This window comes from Serratia sp. NCCP-200 (genome assembly GCF_059697885.1).
Window position 1 is genome coordinate 53,950 of record NZ_BAAKUJ010000002.1, and the last position, 17,551, is coordinate 71,500.

13 protein-coding genes are annotated in these 17,551 nt (G+C 54.9%); 5 read left to right on the forward strand and 8 right to left on the reverse strand.

Going from position 1 to position 17,551, the window contains the following annotated elements:
- Window positions 1-55: 55 nt before the first annotated feature.
- The 3 genes from AC6HVW_RS05550 to AC6HVW_RS05560 form a co-directional block, all read right to left on the reverse strand.
- Window positions 56-6,052 (reverse strand): alpha-2-macroglobulin family protein, encoded by a 5,997-nt coding sequence (locus AC6HVW_RS05550; protein WP_186485916.1) that lies wholly within the window; start codon window positions 6,050-6,052, stop codon window positions 56-58.
- 69 nt (window positions 6,053-6,121) lie between these two features.
- Entirely contained in the window at window positions 6,122-6,565 is a 444-nt protein-coding gene (yidI, locus tag AC6HVW_RS05555) for an inner membrane protein YidI (protein WP_021806116.1), read from the reverse strand.
- Between the two features lie 172 nt (window positions 6,566-6,737).
- Window positions 6,738-7,064, reverse strand: a complete 327-nt coding sequence (locus tag AC6HVW_RS05560) for a YqcC family protein (protein ID WP_024484306.1) — start codon at window positions 7,062-7,064, stop codon at window positions 6,738-6,740.
- Window positions 7,065-7,215: 151 nt separating this feature from the next.
- On the opposite strand from AC6HVW_RS05560, the gene AC6HVW_RS05565 reads away from it, so the two are divergent.
- Window positions 7,216-8,454 (forward strand): MFS transporter, encoded by a 1,239-nt coding sequence (locus AC6HVW_RS05565; protein ID WP_071682804.1) that lies wholly within the window; start codon window positions 7,216-7,218, stop codon window positions 8,452-8,454.
- 643 nt (window positions 8,455-9,097) lie between these two features.
- Here AC6HVW_RS05565 and syd read toward each other — a convergent pair.
- The gene (syd, locus tag AC6HVW_RS05570; protein WP_071682805.1) at window positions 9,098-9,646 is read right to left on the reverse strand and encodes a SecY-interacting protein; all 549 of its coding nucleotides are present in this window, start codon (window positions 9,644-9,646) and stop codon (window positions 9,098-9,100) included.
- Window positions 9,647-9,709: 63 nt separating this feature from the next.
- Between syd and queF the strand changes: the two genes are divergently transcribed.
- From queF to xni, 3 genes are all read left to right on the forward strand, one after another.
- The gene (gene queF, locus AC6HVW_RS05575) at window positions 9,710-10,555 is read left to right on the forward strand and encodes an NADPH-dependent 7-cyano-7-deazaguanine reductase QueF (RefSeq protein ID WP_059201647.1); all 846 of its coding nucleotides are present in this window, start codon (window positions 9,710-9,712) and stop codon (window positions 10,553-10,555) included.
- Window positions 10,556-10,738: 183 nt separating this feature from the next.
- On the forward strand, window positions 10,739-12,103 hold the full coding sequence (gene ppnN / locus AC6HVW_RS05580) for a nucleotide 5'-monophosphate nucleosidase PpnN (protein WP_021179892.1): 1,365 nt from the start codon (window positions 10,739-10,741) through the stop codon (window positions 12,101-12,103).
- Between the two features lie 59 nt (window positions 12,104-12,162).
- Complete coding sequence (xni, locus tag AC6HVW_RS05585; protein WP_071682806.1) at window positions 12,163-12,921, forward strand: flap endonuclease Xni; 759 nt, start codon at window positions 12,163-12,165, stop codon at window positions 12,919-12,921.
- A gap of 30 nt (window positions 12,922-12,951) precedes the next feature.
- Here xni and rlmM read toward each other — a convergent pair whose 3' ends face one another.
- The 4 genes from rlmM to AC6HVW_RS05605 all read right to left on the reverse strand — a co-directional run bounded on the left by rlmM (window position 12,952) and on the right by AC6HVW_RS05605 (window position 16,146).
- A complete protein-coding gene (gene rlmM / locus AC6HVW_RS05590) occupies window positions 12,952-14,055 on the reverse strand; it encodes a 23S rRNA (cytidine(2498)-2'-O)-methyltransferase RlmM (protein ID WP_021179890.1) in 1,104 nt (367 codons plus the stop codon).
- Window positions 14,048-14,443, reverse strand: coding sequence for a DUF423 domain-containing protein (locus AC6HVW_RS05595; protein ID WP_024484299.1), 396 nt, complete (start codon window positions 14,441-14,443; stop codon window positions 14,048-14,050). Before AC6HVW_RS05595 ends, rlmM begins: the two co-directional genes overlap by 8 nt.
- Before the next feature lie 52 nt (window positions 14,444-14,495).
- The gene (locus AC6HVW_RS05600) at window positions 14,496-15,413 is read right to left on the reverse strand and encodes a transcriptional regulator GcvA (protein WP_021806120.1); all 918 of its coding nucleotides are present in this window, start codon (window positions 15,411-15,413) and stop codon (window positions 14,496-14,498) included.
- Window positions 15,414-15,921: 508 nt separating this feature from the next.
- Window positions 15,922-16,146, reverse strand: coding sequence for a YgdI/YgdR family lipoprotein (locus AC6HVW_RS05605; protein WP_021806121.1), 225 nt, complete (start codon window positions 16,144-16,146; stop codon window positions 15,922-15,924).
- Between the two features lie 193 nt (window positions 16,147-16,339).
- Between AC6HVW_RS05605 and csdA the strand changes: the two genes are divergently transcribed.
- Window positions 16,340-17,545 carry a cysteine desulfurase CsdA gene (csdA, locus tag AC6HVW_RS05610; protein WP_071682819.1) on the forward strand — a complete coding sequence of 402 codons (1,206 nt, stop codon included), beginning with the start codon at window positions 16,340-16,342 and terminating at the stop codon, window positions 17,543-17,545.
- The last annotated feature ends 6 nt before the right edge of the window (window positions 17,546-17,551 follow it).

Here is a 17,551-nt window from a genome sequence, read left to right on the forward strand (position 1 = left end):
GGAGTCTCGATACCCACGAACCCCGCAGCTCAACGCTGCGGGGCATCGCGATGGCTTATTGACTTTCCGCCGGTACAACCACCAGTTTACCGCTGCTGGCCGACATGGCCTGCACTTCACGATCGTACATGGCTTCGCCATAAGCCGGAGGGATCACAAAGCTACCGGTGTTGGTCGCTTTAATCTGGTAGACAAACTCCTGCACATCGGTGCTGGCGCTACCATAGATAATCACCCGGTCTTCGCGGATATCACTGTAATCAGGTGCCCAAGTGGAGCCCGAGGCAGCCAGTGGTGACTGCCACCCTGCATCCGTATTCTCGCTGGCTTCACCGTCTTCGCCGGTCGATTCTGGCTCTGGTGCCGTTTGCTGCACCACTTCAAATCCGCCAGGCAGCAGATCGACAATCGCCAGGTTGCTCTGCCCTTCTTTCGAATTGGCGCGGATTTTCAGATGAACGTTGATCTTCTGTCCTAACGTTACCTGAGTGACCGGTTTGCCCTGTTCATCGGTGTAATCACGGGTAATTTCCAAACCGCGAGCAATGGCTTTCTGTGGAGCAGCCAGATCGTAACCGGCCTGAGTGACCACATACCAGGCCGGAGCGTCGGCGCTGTTGGTAAAGCGGATAGCCTTGGCCTCGGCCGTAAACTGGCCTTTGGCAAACAGCCCTATCATCTCTGAAATCACCTGCGGATCGACGTTACCTTGCTTGCCGATCTGCGCAATCGTCAGCGAATCGCTAGCATTGGCCTGCGCCGCCACCTGAGCCGAGTAGCTTTCCAGCGCCAGGATACTCATCGCCGAAGAATAGGTGGTGTAGCGCTCTTCTTTCAACGCCTTGACCATGTTCTCCAGCACCTGCGGAGGGATGGAAGACACCTTCTCCGGGAAGTGGCGAGCGATCAGGTACAGACGCGTTGCGTCCTGCACCAGCGGATCAAAGTAATTCTGCGTCCACCAGCCTTTATCATAGGCTTTGCTCAGTTGCTTCCAGCTAGGCTGCAACAAGGCATTAGCCTCATCGTCCATTTTCAGCAGACGGTAAGACGATGCCAGATACAGGGCACTCAGATCGGTTTTCCAGCTGTCTGGATACAGTTTCTGCAACGTATCCTGCACCGAGGCCAGCGAGTTGGTGGTAATTTCGCCCTGCAAGGTCAGCAGGTAGACCGCCCAGGTACGCAAACGCAGATGATACATATCATCATAACGGTTGGCTGCAAGTTCACGCAGCGCACCGTTGGCATCTTCCAGCATCCCTACCGGCAAGGCATAACCCGCCGCTTTGGCTTCCAGCAGGTATTGCACCACGTATGGCGTGACGAAAGGATCGGTTTCCGGCGATGAACGCCAGGCGCCAATGGCCCCGCTGTCGTTCTGGCGGGAACGCAGTACGCCGAGCAGGTTTTTCAGCTGTTTGCTGACTTCGGCCTGACTCAGGCTGCTTTTCATTTCCGGATGCTGGCTTTGCATGATCAGCGGAATGGAACGGCTGACGATCTGCTCAGAACAGTAGTACGGATAATCCGCCAGATACTGCGCCAGGCCGTTGGTCAGCACCAACGGGGAGTGAGATACCGCCGCGCTACGCTGCGCATAGGCATCAAACATCTGCCGCAGATTATCAATATTCTGGCTGCTGCCGCTCATCCGGCCCATCACCGTCTGGGTGCGGTAAGGCATTGCCGGACGTACCGAGGTGCTAACGGTACGGCGGCTGGTTTTATCACCGTAACGCGCATCAAACACCAGCGGAGCATCACCCAGTGCCGCCTTGGCACGCAGGCGGAAGGTGATCACGCCTTCACGCTTCTCCGCCAATGACAGGCTTTGCTCGGCCTTACCCACCACTTCCAACTGTGGCGGCGGCGTCAACTGCACGGCGATCGCCACAGGTTTACCGTTCAGTTCTTCAAGGTTATTGCTGACCCCTACGCTGACATCAAACTCATCCCCCGGTGCTACCATGTAAGGCACGTTCGGCGTCATGATGAAGTTGTCACGTACCGTCGCTGAGGTTTGGGCCTTGCCGATTTTGTTTGGCGTAACCGAAATGGCCATCACGCGGATCTTGCCGTTGAAGTAATCCGGCACCGGATAGGTAAACTGCTTCTCGCCGTTGACTTCGGTAATGCCAGACCAATAGGCCACCGGCTTGTCGCGCTTGCGCTTGAAGGGATTCAGGTTGAGATCCAGCCCTTCACCCGCATCACCGCCCGGTGCCGCAGAAAGCGCCATCAGCTTACTGAATTCCGGCAGGATCAGATCGAGGATCTGCGAACTTTCCACGCTCAACTCACGCTTACGGAAGAAGTACTCCAGCGGATCTTTCAGGCGGTAACGCGCTACCTGCAAGATCCCTTCATCTACGGCAAACAGTGCCACCTGCTGTGGACCATCGGTTTTCACCGTCATGGTCAGGTTTTCACCCGGCTTAATCACCTCTGGCGTCACTATTTCCAGGCCGTTTTGCCTGGCTTTGGTACTGATTTTAAACGGCATGACGCCATAGCTCAGCGGGCTCATAAAGATCTCGCTGGAGTTCACGTCGCGCACAAACTGCACGTTGATATAACCGTTGCCTTCCATCCCGGCCGGAACCCGGATTTTCTGCACCGAGCTGGTGGTGTCGGTGTGGAACCACTGCCAGGCATAGACACGGTCTTTTTCGATGGTGATCAAACCGCTGCCGGTATAAGGCGCGTTGATCGCCACTTCAATTTCTTCACCCGGCTGATATTCCGCCTGGTTCAGTTTCAACTTCAGTTCGGCATTGCGATCCAGCGAACGGCTGAGGTTGGCATTGCCCGCCACGCTATAGGCGATACGGTTGAGCACCTTACCCTGCGCATCTTCGATCACCAGAACAAAGTCACCCGGGGTGTCGGTTGCCAAGGTCAGATCGGTGCCCTGCTCGCTCAGCGCCAACGGCTGCTCGGACAACTGCACCTCTTTCATCTTCGACTGGTATTTATAAACGCCAGAATCCTGCTTGGTCAGCACCGAGATGTATTTCTGCTCGATCAACACCTGCTTCAGATCGGAAAGTGCGATCTGTTTCAGGGAAGGATCGACGGCAATCACGTTCAGATGCCGCGCCGAACCCCGGTTGATGTAGCCTAAATCACCGTCTGGCTTCACGCCCACCAGATAGTCATACGGCGACACCAGCACCCGAGCGGTGGCGGCAACGGAACGCCCGCCCCCCGCGACGAAGGCTTCCGACAGCAGTTGCAGCTGATAGGTGGCATCCGCATAGGACTTCAGATCCAGTGGGATATTCGCCACGCCCTGCTCGTTGGTGGTACGGTCTTCCAGCTCGGTTTCAAAACCGTCGCTATTCTGGCGGTTCTCAAAGAAGGCGTAATCCGGGAAGCGATCAAAGCTTGGATACATTGGCCGTAGCGTCAGCTTCGAGGTAACTCGGCGATCCTGGGCAGGTGTGCCAAACAGGTTCTGCACATCGATGTTCGCCTGCAGCTCAGAAGGTTTTACCCACCCTTGCTGCCGGTTCGGTGTCAACTCCAGCTTCACCTTCAACTGGTCTGGCTCAAACTCCTTCACGTTGACAGCGGTATGGCCGAGCAAGGTGGAAGTGTCGTTATTCTTGCCAATCAGATACAGGTAGACGTTCCATTCGCCCGTTGGCGCATTCTCGTCGGTGGTGTAACTCAACTCATTGAAACCACTGCCACCGAGAGTCAGCGGCACCGTTGTCATCAATTTGTCGCGCGGATCGCGGATCTCGGCACGCACCGGTACGCCAGCCAGGGCTACGCCCCAATCGGCAGCACGGGTAATCAGACCAATATTGAAGGTATCGCCCGGACGGTACACGCCACGATCGGAGAACAGGTAACTGCTCAGGGTGCGTGGATCGATCGGAGTTTCTTCGCCTTCAATATCAAAGCGGGAGAAATCCAGCCCGCGGTCGTTGTAGCGGGTGGTCGGCAAGAAGGACACATCGCCCTCTTTTTCCACCAGGAACATCACCGGCTGACGTTCGTTGGTATACACGTCCAACGATGGGAAACGCACGTGCCCATTGGCATCGGTCACCTGGCTGAGCAGCGTCACGCCGTTTTTGGCGATCACCGAAACCTTGGCGTTACCGACTGGCGCACCGCTGTGGATAGATTGGACAAACACATCACGCGTTTTATCCTGCGAGCGTTTGGCAATGATGCCCAGATCGGTGACGACAACAAAGCGCGAATCTCCTACGCTTGGTGAATCATCCCCTTCCTGCTCGCCCTGATCGCCTTCCTCCTCTGCGGCCTGCGTCTTTTTCTTTTCCGGCTGCCATTCCGACAGCGTCAGCAGGAACACGCCGCGATGGGAATCCGTGCTGGTAGACAGGTAACGTGAGAGATCTATGCCCTTGTAGCTCACTTCACCCGGCTGATCGTTGTTGATGACCGTTTGATAGTTAAAGTGTTCGGTAAAATATTCATCGTTAAGCTGGTTGAACTGGGCTGAAGAGTATTCGCTGCTTTTGAATGAGACGATATGCTGCAGCTGGCTTGGGATCACCCGCTTGATATCCAGACGCAGGCCGGGCACGTTACGCGCCGCCACGCTGATTTGCTTGTCACCATTCACCGACAGCAGAGAACCCTGTGACATAAACTGCAAGGTTTTCGGGAAGTCTGGTACTTCGACGATACGGTAGACCTTCTCTGGCATTTTATAGCCGCCCGAAGAAGTCATCAGATTGGTGATTTCCAGCAGCATAAAGCGGTGAGCCGGTGCGTCAAACTTGAAGCTGAACTGCGGTTGATAGGTCTCCTCCGCTTCATTCAGGGTCAGCGTCAGCGGCGTAGACTGAGCCATCACGCTGTTTTCGATGCTCTCGGTCCCGCCCCACTGATAAAAATCGTCCGGTTCGTTACTGGCTTCGGAATCGTTAGGATTATGCTGCGGCAACAGCCAGGCCTTGACCGCGCGGCCGGCATCTTTGTCTTTGATCGCATCGCTGAAGGCGACGATCAGCGCACGCTGGCCTTTGCTACCATCGCTATCGACCACCTGGGCGCTAGCATCCTTCACAGTGAGGCTATACAGAGTTGGCACCGACACCCAGCTGTCTTTCGATTGAGCGATCTCATTGGCGGACACCACCGACTTGATGCCCTTGCCCAGTACCAGATGCACTTTACCACCGTGATCCAGCGCTTTCAGCGGTTCAGAATGCACCCAGGCGTTCAGCTTCTTGGCATCGTAAACCAGGGAGAAATTGAGTTTCTTTTCAGATTTGGCGTTGGCTTCGATCAACCCCATGGCGATCTGCTTTTCAAAGCTGGCCACGTCCACTGGCGCATTGAATTTGACGTTGAAGATAGCGCTGCGCTTTTGCGGATCTTGTGGGTCTTGATAATACTCAGCTTGCCCAAGTTGATAGTCAAAAGCCGGGGCACTAAAGCTGTAGTGGGTGTTGGCGAGTTTAATCTGCGGGGCCAACAACACAGCGGGCTCGAGCTTAACCTCATATTTGCTGCCCATCGGCAATGGGTTTTTCGGCGTGAAGACCAGGGTCCAGGCGTTATTCCACTTCCACTGCCCTTCAAGGGCCGGGCTGATGGAGATGCCTTTTTCCACGACCTTGCCAGCATCGGTCAACGGTGCCACGGAGTTTCTAAAGGTGAGAGTGACCTGCTGCGGCGCAGGTTTCTGCACGGCATAGTTAACCGGCTCAGGATCGGATACCCGCACGCTGGTTTCCTGGTACACCATCGGTGCTGGTTCAATCGGCTGTGGTCGATTCAGCCACCAGTGCCATCCATAGAAGGCGCCACCAGCGGCACACAACAGCACCAGCAACGCCATGCTAATGGCTTTGGGATATTTGTCTATCCCACCTTCCAGCCGCAGGAAGCCGCGCTTCACCCCGCCGGATACCGCTTCCCACCAGGCAGGTGCATTCCAGTTCAGGTTGCCCACCACCGGCTTGAACAGCCGCCCCAACAGGCCAAAAATCAGGGCCAACAGGCGGAACAGGCCTTTTATCAACGTAAAAGGCAAACGGAGGATAAACTTCAGCAAATCCATGATTGCAGCACCTTTTTAATCCTTGAAAGACACCCAGAGACAAGGTTTCCGACGACGGAGCCTAAGCAGCTAACAGCCTACACCCATTCCAGAAATCAGTGACAATACCAACACAATAAGAAGAATGGTCATGATCACGCCAAAAGCAAACATGGCAATTTGAAAAGCCAGCGTGCCAATACCGAGCAATACCGCAGCGGAAACCGCGCGCGGATTTTCCTTACACACACCAGCAATGGCGCCCAGGATCACGGCCCCCACCGCCAATACGGCAGTGACGATCTTCAAAATCCGATCCACATCATAATGAGGCCGCGAGACCTTTTCAGGGATTTGCTGGCCAGCCAATGAGGCCAGCAGTGATTCTTTGATGGCCACCGCTTTACCCGCAACAAGGCTTTCCAACGTCTGCTGAGGGGCAAATGGCCCGGCATAGAAATGCACCATCGCCAATAACAGCGCCAGGCCGCCTAGCGCGATCCCCGACCAACCGAATATATTTTGTCTGAGCAAGCGAAACCCTCCCTGGTGACTCGCGATAATATGCACATTATCTACTAGTTCCACATAGCGGTGGAAACTCTATTTTAGCCATACCGCGTGAATTGCGCATTGCTACGCATAAATCGGAAATGGCTTATAAACCCCGACGAGCTAACAACGAGAGGCGCAGCATGCGGCGCGATTACAACTCGATATTGAGCAGTGAATCCAGCTGTTGTAACAGCAACAGCAGCGGCAGGCAGTTCGGCTGTTTATCCTTTAACGCTTCTTCAAAATAGGGGGTGATGGCAAAACGCGTTGGCAGTGGCGCATTGGCATCGAGCAGCGCATGCATCCTTGGCAACAGTATCCACTGCAACCACTCTTCGGCCTGCATGCTGTCGATGCAAAAGGGTTCCGTGCTGGCAAAAGCCTCGGCTTCTGGCGGCGTCAACTGCCACAACGCCAAATCCCGCATGGACTGTTCAATCGCCTGTAAATTATGGCGAACCTGGTTGGATATACTCATCGACATTCCCGACAATTTAAGCATGTTAATCAGCCTACGGCTGCAAGCCGCAAAGCATAACATTTAAGCCCAAAGCACCCAATTTTATCTGGTGGCGCCACGCCTGGCACGGCACAATACGCGCACCCAAAAATCACACATGATAAAAGACATGCCCGCAACATCACTCAATAAAAATCACGCTACGCCCGGTAAAGCCATGCTGGCTTCGGTTACCGGTTATGCTATGGACGGCTTCGATCTGTTGATACTCGGCTTTATGCTGCCGGTGATCACCACTGAGCTGGGTCTCACCTCATCACAAGCCGGTTCGCTGGTGACCTGGACATTGATCGGCGCAGTGATTGGCGGCGTGATCTTCGGCCATCTCAGCGACCGTTTTGGCCGCATCCGCGTGCTGACCATCACTATCCTGATGTTTTCGCTGTTTACCGGCCTGTGCGCCGTTGCCGTCGGCTACTGGGACTTGCTGGCCTATCGCACCCTTGCCGGGATTGGGCTGGGTGGCGAATTCGGTATTGGCATGGCGTTGATCGCCGAAGCCTGGCCCGCTGAGAAGCGCAACCGTGCCTCGGCCTATGTGGGCATGGGCTGGCAGCTCGGTGTACTTGCCGCGGCCTTCCTCACCCCGCTGTTGCTACCTTACATCGGCTGGCGTGGCATGTTCCTGGTAGGCCTGCTGCCGGCGCTGGTTTCCTTCCTTATTCGCCGAACCATGGGCGAACCCAAAGAGTTTACACAGCAAAAAACCAGCGAACAGCAGCTCTCCTTTACTCAACGATTAAAGCTGCTATTTAAGGATCGCGCCACCGGCAAGGCCAGCCTGGGGATCTTTATCCTCTGCTCGGTGCAGAACTTTGGCTATTACGGGCTGATGATCTGGATGCCGACCTATCTGGCCAAAAACTTTGGCTTCTCGCTGACCAAATCCGGCGTCTGGACGGGGGTCACGGTGATCGGCATGACCTTCGGTATCTGGCTGTTCGGCGTATTGGCCGACCGCTTTCCCCGTTGGATCATCTTTGTCATTTATCAGGTTGGCGCCGTGGTGATGGTCATAAGCTATGCGCAACTCACCGATCCGACGCTGATGCTGTTTGCGGGTGCTCTGATGGGGGTGTTTGTTAACGGGATGATTGGTGGCTACGGCGCGCTGATTTCTGACACCTACCCGGTACAGGCTCGCGCCACGGCGCAGAATATCCTGTTCAACCTGGGCCGCGGCGTCGGTGGGTTGGGGCCATTGGTGATCGGTGCGCTGGTCACTCAGGTTTCCTTTACCGCCGCGATCAGCCTGCTGGCCGCTATTTACCTGTTGGATATTTTCGCCACGCTGTTCCTGCTACCGAAGAAACAAAGCACGGGCGATACGTTGGGGGCAATCGGGTAAACCTTGAGGGGGAAGTCAGGCAGGATTTGCTGTCTGGCTTTTGCTACAGACAAGCTGTCTGGCTTTGTTCCAGACAAAAAGTTGGGGGCACTGCGTTAACAGTGCCCCCGGTTCGTTTTATAGCTAATCCCGCTACAAGTGTGCTCCCTGCTCAATCCCTGAAAACTTTTCCTTTCGGCCATCCTGACCAAAACAATCCTTCGCAAAATCCTCTAGCATCATCCTGACGCGGTTCCTCGGCCTTCCTGACCCACCAACAATCCTGTGCTGGCTCTCTATCTCCGTCCTGGAGGTGTCCTTGGTTTCAATCCTGAAACATCCTGTGTATCATCCTGATACCAATCCTTTCCACTCTTCCTGAGTGCATCCCTTTCTTCTTCCTGAAGCTGCATCATCCTGACGCTTTCCTGCTCCATCCGGCTTCCTTCCGGTAGACATAAGATCGCTTATTTCCTTCCCGTTAACAAGGGCATGTAGGACGGATTACAGTAAATTTGACTAAACCCACATCGACAAAAACACATAACAAACTGATATATATAACTAATAATTAAAAAATGGCTAACTAAATCGAAAAATTAAAAGCGATCTCTCACAGCTTTTGTAAGAGATCTCGCACACGCACTAAAGGCAAATTAGCCGATTAATTAACTCTAGGGCGTAACGCATTGAGAAAATTCCCCAAACTGGCAGCTAATAGCGTGCGTTTTTTGCTGCCAAATTGCTCTAGCAGCACGTTGCCGCTGACATTACACAGCGACACCACCGTCATTTCCGATTCTGTGGTCGCCAGGAACAACGTAGGCGAGAGCTTAAGGCGTTTTTGCGTCACCAGATGCCCAATCAGATTTTCCTGCAGCCGAATAAAGTCGTCTTCACTCCAGACCTGCAATAGCGTCAACGGATGCTCGCCAAACTCCGCATTCATATCCCCGGCATACTGTTGGGTATAGAAGGTGTGGATATCCGGCTGTAGTTGCAGTTCCAGCGCCTGCTCCACCTTTTCCAGGCTGGCCGCTGGCGTAAAAGGCTGTGGCAGCCACAGCACCGTATCATCGCGATTTTCGACAATACAGGGGGAAGCCACGCCGTACAGTTCCTGGCTAGCCGGGGCATGGCCATACTGCTGCTGCCATTTGTCGACATAGCGCTGGGTAAATTCACGCAGGGCGTGCGATACATCATGGTCCATATTTTTTCTCGCATACGGTAAACTGGTGCCTATTGTACCTATCTAAGACCAAGGTGACAGCTCATGTCCTCCTATCAAGATCATCAGGCTCTGGCGGCACTGACGCTGGGCAAGCCAACCGCATACCGTGACTGCTACGATGCCTCACTGTTACAAGCGGTTCCTCGCAGCATGAACCGGGAGCCGCTGGGGCTTTATCCCGATAACCTGCCGTTCCACGGTGCCGATATCTGGACGCTGTATGAACTGTCCTGGCTCAATGCCAAGGGGCTGCCGCAGGTCGCGGTGGGAGAAATCAGCCTGAATGCCAACAGCGTCAACCTGATCGAGTCCAAAAGCTTCAAGCTCTATCTCAACAGCTTTAACCAAACCCACTTCCCAGACTGGGAAGCGGTACGCTCTACGCTACAACGCGATCTCGCCGCCTGCGCACAAGGGGATGTCAGCGTGAGCCTGTTCAGCGTCGATCGGCTTGAAGGCAGCCCTATCGCCCGGTTGGAGGGTGAATGCCTCGACCAGCAAGACATCAGCATTGATAACTACGAGTTCGACACGGGTTACCTGGAAGGCGCAGCCGGTAGCCAAATCGTCGAGGAAACGCTGGTCAGCCATCTGCTGAAATCCAACTGCCTGATCACCAACCAGCCCGATTGGGGCTCGGTGCAAATCCGCTATCGCGGTCCGCAGATCAACCGTGAAGCCCTGCTACGCTATCTGGTTTCGTTCCGTCATCACAACGAATTCCATGAACAGTGCGTTGAGCGGATCTTTAACGATCTGCTGCGTTTCTGCCAGCCGCAACAATTGAGCGTTTATGCCCGCTACACCCGGCGTGGGGGTCTGGATATCAATCCTTGGCGCAGCAATGTGGCGTTCGAACCAGCGCATGGCCGTCTGGCCCGCCAATAATGCTCAACAACTGAGCTAACAGGCGGTTTGTATTGGTAAAAATCCGGAGACGGCGGTAAGGTTAAATCAAGAGTGCCCGCTTTTTGCTCAGGCATTCCAGTAGGCAATACAAAATTCTTACCGCAGTGCACAGAGACAGGTAAGGATTATTATCGCCCTATTTATGGGCGCAAAGGAGTTACCTTGATTACACATATCAGCCCACTTGGCGCTATGGATTTGTTGTCGCAGCTGGAAGTAGACATGCTGAAGCGTACCGCCAGCAGCGACCTGTACCGTTTGTTCCGCAACTGCTCCCTGGCGGTGTTAAACTCCGGCAGCCAGACCGACAACAGCAAACAGCTGCTATCGCGTTATGAAAACTTTGATATCAACGTGCTGCGCCGTGAACGCGGCGTAAAACTGGAGCTGGTGAACCCGCCAGAAGAGGCTTTCGTTGATGGCCGCATTATTCGTTCACTGCAGGCCAACCTGTTTGCGGTGCTGCGCGATATCCTGTTTGTCCACGGCCAAATTGACAGCGCCGGGCGTTTCCAACACCTGAATTCGGAAGACTCCATTCATATCACCAATCTGGTGTTCTCCATCCTGCGTAATGCCCGCACGCTGCACCTCGACGAAGACCCGAATATGGTAGTGTGCTGGGGTGGCCACTCGATCAATGAAAACGAATATCTGTATGCCCGTAAGGTCGGTAGCCAGCTGGGCCTGCGCGAGCTGAATATCTGTACCGGCTGTGGGCCAGGGGCGATGGAAGCGCCAATGAAAGGGGCCGCCGTCGGCCATGCGCAGCAGCGCTACCACAACAGCCGCTTTATCGGCATGACAGAGCCCTCCATCATTGCCGCCGAGCCGCCAAATCCTCTGGTTAACGAGCTGGTGATCATGCCAGATATCGAAAAACGTCTGGAAGCCTTTGTGCGGATCGCGCACGGCATCATCATTTTCCCTGGCGGGGTCGGTACAGCGGAAGAACTGCTGTATCTGTTGGGCATTCTGATGAACCCGGAAAACAGCGAGCAGGTACTGCCGCTGATCCTCACCGGGCCGAAAGAGAGCGCCGATTATTTCCGCGTGCTGGACGAATTCATCATGAATACGCTGGGCGAGAAGGCCCGCCGCCACTACACCATCATCATCGACGATCCGGCCGAAGTGGCCCGTCAGATGAAAAAGGCCATGCCGCTGGTGAAAGAAAACCGCCGCAATACCGGTGATGCCTACAGTTTTAACTGGTCGATGCGTATTGCACCGGACCTGCAGCTCCCCTTCGAGCCAAGCCATGAAAACATGGCCAACCTCAACCTGTACCCGAATCAACCTGCAGAACAGTTGGCCGCGGCCCTGCGCCGTGCATTCTCAGGGATCGTGGCGGGTAACGTGAAGGAGAACGGCATCCATGCCATCGAACAGTTCGGCCCTTACAAGCTGCATGGCGATCCGTTGATGATGAAGCAGATGGATAACCTGTTGCAGGGCTTTGTCGCCCAGCACCGCATGAAATTGCCGGGAACTGCCTACGTGCCTTGCTACGAGATCGTAGCCTGATCATCACCTCTGGGCGGCGTAATAGTCGCCCTTATTTTTCTGACGTTGTTGCTTTGCCTATGCCTATACATTTACTGATTGTCGATGCTCTGAACCTAATCCGCCGCATTCATGCGGTGCAAGGCTCCCCTTGTGTCAACGCTTGCAAGCATGCGCTACAGCAGTTGATTCAACACAGCCAGCCCACCCACGCCGTGGCGGTGTTCGACGAAGACGACCGTAGCGAGAGCTGGCGCCATCAAATTCTGCCCGATTACAAAGCCGGACGTTCGCCGATGCCGGAAAACCTGCATCAGGAAATGCCGCAGCTGCGCGAAGCGTTTGCCGAGCTTGGGGTGGCCAGTTGGCATTCGGCTGGCAATGAGGCGGACGATCTGGCTGCGACGCTGACGGTCAAAATTGCCGCAGGCGGGCACCAGGTGACGATTGTCTCTACCGACAAAGGCTACTGCCAGCTGCTGGCACCCAGCGTACAGATCCGTGACTACTTCCAGAAACGTTGGTTGGATATGCCGTTTGTGCAGCAAGAGTTTGGTGTGTTGCCGCAACAACTCACGGATTATTGGGGACTGGCAGGCATTGGTAGCAGCAAGATCCCAGGCGTTGCCGGTATCGGGCCAAAAACGGCGGTATTGCTACTGCAACAGATGGGGAGTCTGGATGGTCTGTATCAACACCTGGAGCAGGTGCCGGAGAAGTGGCACAGCAAGCTGTTAGAGCACCGCGAGCTGGCCTATATCAGCAAGCAGGTCGCCACTTTGCGTACCGATCTGACGCTGGACGGCAATCTGCAACAGTTACGTTTGCCAATAAATTAAGGGCGCTGCCAGCAGCAACGCCCTTACGCCTTACTCGCGCTCGTCGCGGCGGCCGGGAATGGCCGACCACATGCGGCGCACGTGTACGGTGATCTCTTCACGATCGTGGTACAGCTGCTTGGCGTGGATCTCTGCGCTAATCCCCTCGTTGGCCAAGGCTTCGTGGATGCTTTGCAGGTTCTGCGCCACCTCTTCGTAGCGCTTCTTCATCGGCAGCTTCAGGTTAAAGATCGCCTCACGGCACCAGCCTTTGAGCAACCATTGGATCATCAGGCTGGTCACTTTTGCCGGCTTCTCCACCATATCGCACACTACCCAGTAGTTTTTGCTGGTGGTCGGTTCAAAGCGGAAGCCGTCGACACGATGGTGGGTCACCTGCCCGGTATCCATCAGGCTCGGAGCCATCGGGCCGTTGTCCACCGAATGGACCATCATGCTGCGTTTGACCAACTGATAGGTCCAGCCGCCAGGGCAAGCCCCCAGATCGACCGCAAACATCCCACTGCCTAAACGCTCGTCCCATTCGTCTGCCGGGATGAAAACGTGGAAAGCCTCTTCCAGCTTCAGCGTAGAGCGGCTTGGCGCATCGGACGGGAACTTCAGGCGTGGGATCCCCATATAGAACGGGGAGTTGTTGTTGCTATAGGAATATCCCACGTAGCAACAGCCCGGTGCGATAAAGAACACGTGTACCACCGGGCGAGAGGGATTCTCACGCGCCATCAGCACTTTCTGCTCACGCAATGCGCCGCGCAGCGGCACAGTCAGCTTGCGGCAGAACTTCAGCAGCTCTTTGCTTTCGTTGGTATCCGGTACTTCTACCCGTAATTCACCGCCCCGATCGACCACGCCCATCAGCATGCCGACAATCGGTGAAACCCGATCTTCCGGCGGCAAATCACGCAGCAGTTCTCCCACCACCAGCATCTGGCGGGCAAAGATCAGCTCACGGAACGGGATTTCTTTCGCCAGGCGATCGGCATCGTCCGGCTGATAGCATTCAAACAGCACATAGCCGCTGTTGTCTTTAACCCTGGCAAAGCCAAACACTTCCAACTGGGCGGCCTTGTCGGTAATTTCCGCCGCGCACTCTTTCTCAAAGCCTTGGCGGCAGTACAACGCGATCTTATTCATGGCGCTCGGCCTTTTTCCTCAGACGCAAAGCGCCAATCAACATCAATGCCCAACCGATCAGGAAGCAGGTCCCGCCCACTGGCGTGACATAAACCCAAACCTTTTGGTGAGACAGCGCCAGACAGTACAGGCTGCCGCTGAACAACACGGTGCCGAGCGCCAACAGCGCTCCGCTCCAGTAAAACCACAGGCTGACCCGACGCTGCATGGCAACGGCCAGCCCCAGGATCGCCAGAGTATGGAACCCCTGGTAATCAAGCCCGGTGCGGATCCAGGCCATTTCATTGACCCCAAGCGCACTACTCAATACGTGCGCACCAAACGCGCCCAGAGCAACATAGACAAAACCACTGATAGCAGCAAAAATCAGCATAGAACGGCTACTCATCATTATTCACCTTAATCGAGATTAACCAGCCACAACGTCACCGCAGCCGGCCTTATTGTTCATAGCGAAAGCGGAACTTCTCCTGTTCGCTGGCCGCACGCGCCAAGATCCATTGGCGAAAGGCGGCTATTTTACCCAGTTCTGCCTGGCTGTCATGACATACCAGATAAAAAGCGTTTTTACTTACCAACACATCGTTAAACGGGCAGACCAGCCGACCGGCTTCGATCTCGGTTTGCGCCATCACGTTATTCACCAGCGCAATCCCCTGGCCATGAACGGCCGCCTGAACCACCATGGCGCTATGGCTAAAGATTGGCCCTTGCTGCACGTTGATATGCTGTAACCCCAGTTGGCGGGTGTATGCCAGCCAGTCGCGGCGTGAAGTATCATGCAGAAGCGTATGATAAGCCAGATCGCCCGGCACTTTCAGTGCATGATCGCCCATTAACAGGCTGGGAGAACAAACCGGCAGCAGATATTCCGCATACAGACGCTCGGCGCGTACTCCCGGCCAGTTGCCACGGCCATAAAAGATCGCCACGTCAACGTCATCCGCCAGCTTTTCTTCTTCGCGGTCAATGGCCTGGATGCGCACATCGATCCCCGGATAAGCTGAGTTAAAGCTGGAAAGACGTGGCACCAACCACTGAATGGCGAAACTGGGCGGCAGGCTGACGGTCAAAGCCCCCTTGGCACTGCGTGCCTGAAGCTTGCGTGTTGCCTCATTGATCGAAGAGAAAATCTCTTTGATATCCAGGTAATAACTCTGCCCCTCTTCCGTCAGCAACAGCGAACGGTTGCGCCGTCGAAACAGTTTCAGCCCCAGGAAATCCTCCAGAGACTTGATCTGATGGCTGACTGCGGCCTGGGTAACAAACAGCTCCTCTGCCGCCTTGGTAAAGCTCAAATGGCGGGCTGCCGCGTCAAAAACCCGCAGAGCATTAAGAGGAGGGAGACGTTTAGACATTCATTGACCCTTTTGTATGGCAAACTGCGGCGTTGTCGGCTGAACGCGTCCTTACCGCTACCTAGCTGTGCCGAAAAATGCCGCGAGCGCAGGGACACGCCAGAGCGGCCAATTTGCAATTCATCGGCTTTAGTTACATTTATGTAACAAATGACCACCGGGTTTCGCAAACGAGATCAGGCTGCATGATACATAACGCCACTAGCCCATCCGCGTGGACTATTGCCATTAGTTTTTTTAATCCGAGCCATTATAAATTGTCCGTTGAGCATGCGCCAGTAAATACCTATAGTGGCGACACTTCCTGGGCCGGAACGAAAAGGGATTGGGTGTCGAAGACGCCGATGAACTTTTGGCTTGTGGTTGTGATGTTGTGTTTGCAATTTGTCCGCCAATTCGGACATGGTAGCTAGGCTACTGTTTTTCACTTCCTGTACATTTACCCTGTCTGTCCATAGTGATTTTATGCAGCACCGCCAACTTCGCGGTGCTTTTTTTTGCCTGGAAGTTACTGATTACCTTCAACCATCTCCTTCACATCGGCACGGTTAATCTGCTGCTCAACGCCGTTGGCATCTTTGTAGCTGATCATCCCGGTATCGTCATCCACCTTGGGTTTTCCATCGGCGACAATGGTGCGCCCATCGCTGGTATGCATGACGTAGTTGCTTGAGCAGGCTGCCAGGGTAAACGTGAGCATCAGGGCAGAGATAACTGCGGCTGTCTTGTTCATTTGTGACTCCTTGTAGATAAAAATGCTGAAAAAATCATTTCTGTTATTTAAGGGACTCATTCGAACGCCAATATTCAGCATAACAAACTTTCGTCAGATTTCCAGGAAACAGCGACAATTGTTCGGGATAACTTGTCTCTGACGGCAAAATAGGACAGGATCAATGGCTGACAAAGCCACTGATAATCAGCCGATGAAGCCTTTTGAGCCTACCTTGTTCCGCAGCCAGTTCCCGGCCCTTCAACAGGCAGGAATTTATCTGGACAGTGCCGCTACCGCGCTAAAACCGCAGGCGGTGATCGACGCCACGCAGCAGTTTTACAGCGCAGATGCCGCCACCGTACACCGCAGCCAACATCGTGCGGCGCAGGATTTGACCCAGCGCTTTGAGCAGGCACGCCAGCAGGTTGCCACCTTGATTAATGCCCCTTGTGCGGACGACATCGTTTGGACCCGCGGCACCACGGAAGCCATCAATTTAGTCGCGCAGAGCTATGCTCGCCCACGCCTGCAGCCGGGGGAGCAGATCCTGGTTAGCGAGGCGGAGCATCATGCCAACCTGATCCCATGGTTGATGGTGGCAGAACAGACCGGTGCCAAAGTGGTGAAGCTGCCGATTGGCCCCGATCGCCTGCCAGATTTGACGCTGCTCCCTACGCTGTTGTGCGAGAAAACCCGCATTCTGGCCTTGGGGCAAATGTCCAACGTCACGGGAGGCTGCCCGGATATCGCGCTGGCTATTGAGTTGGCCCATGCGGTGAACGCGGTAGTGATGATCGACGGCGCACAGGGTATTGTGCATTGCCCTGCCGACGTTCAGCGGCTCGATATCGATTTCTACGCCTTCTCAGCGCATAAACTCTATGGCCCAACTGGCATTGGTGCGTTATATGGCAAAACCGCGTTGCTGGCTCAAATGGGGCCATGGCAAGGCGGGGGGAAAATGCTGACGCAGGCTTCTTTCAGCGGCTTTACGCCACAAAAACCGCCGCACTGTTTTGAAGCCGGTACGCCAAATATTGCCGGAGTACTGGGGCTGGGTGCCGCGTTGAGCTGGCTGGAAACGCAGGATATGGCCGCCGCCGAGCAATACAGCCGCGCCCTGGCGCAAAATGCCGAACAGCGTTTACAGCAGTTACCCGGATTTCGCAGCTTCCGCAGTTCCGGCTCCAGCCTGCTGGCCTTTGATATCGCCGGGATCCACCACAGTGATATCGTCACCCTGTTAGCCGAACAGAACATCGCGGTACGCGCTGGCCAACACTGCGCCCAACCTTTGATCGCCGCATTAGGGGTCAGCGGAACGTTACGTGCGTCATTTGCGCCTTATAATACGCCGCAAGACGTCGATGCTCTGGTGCTGGCGTTAACTAACGCCATCGAACTACTGGCGGAATAAGATGCA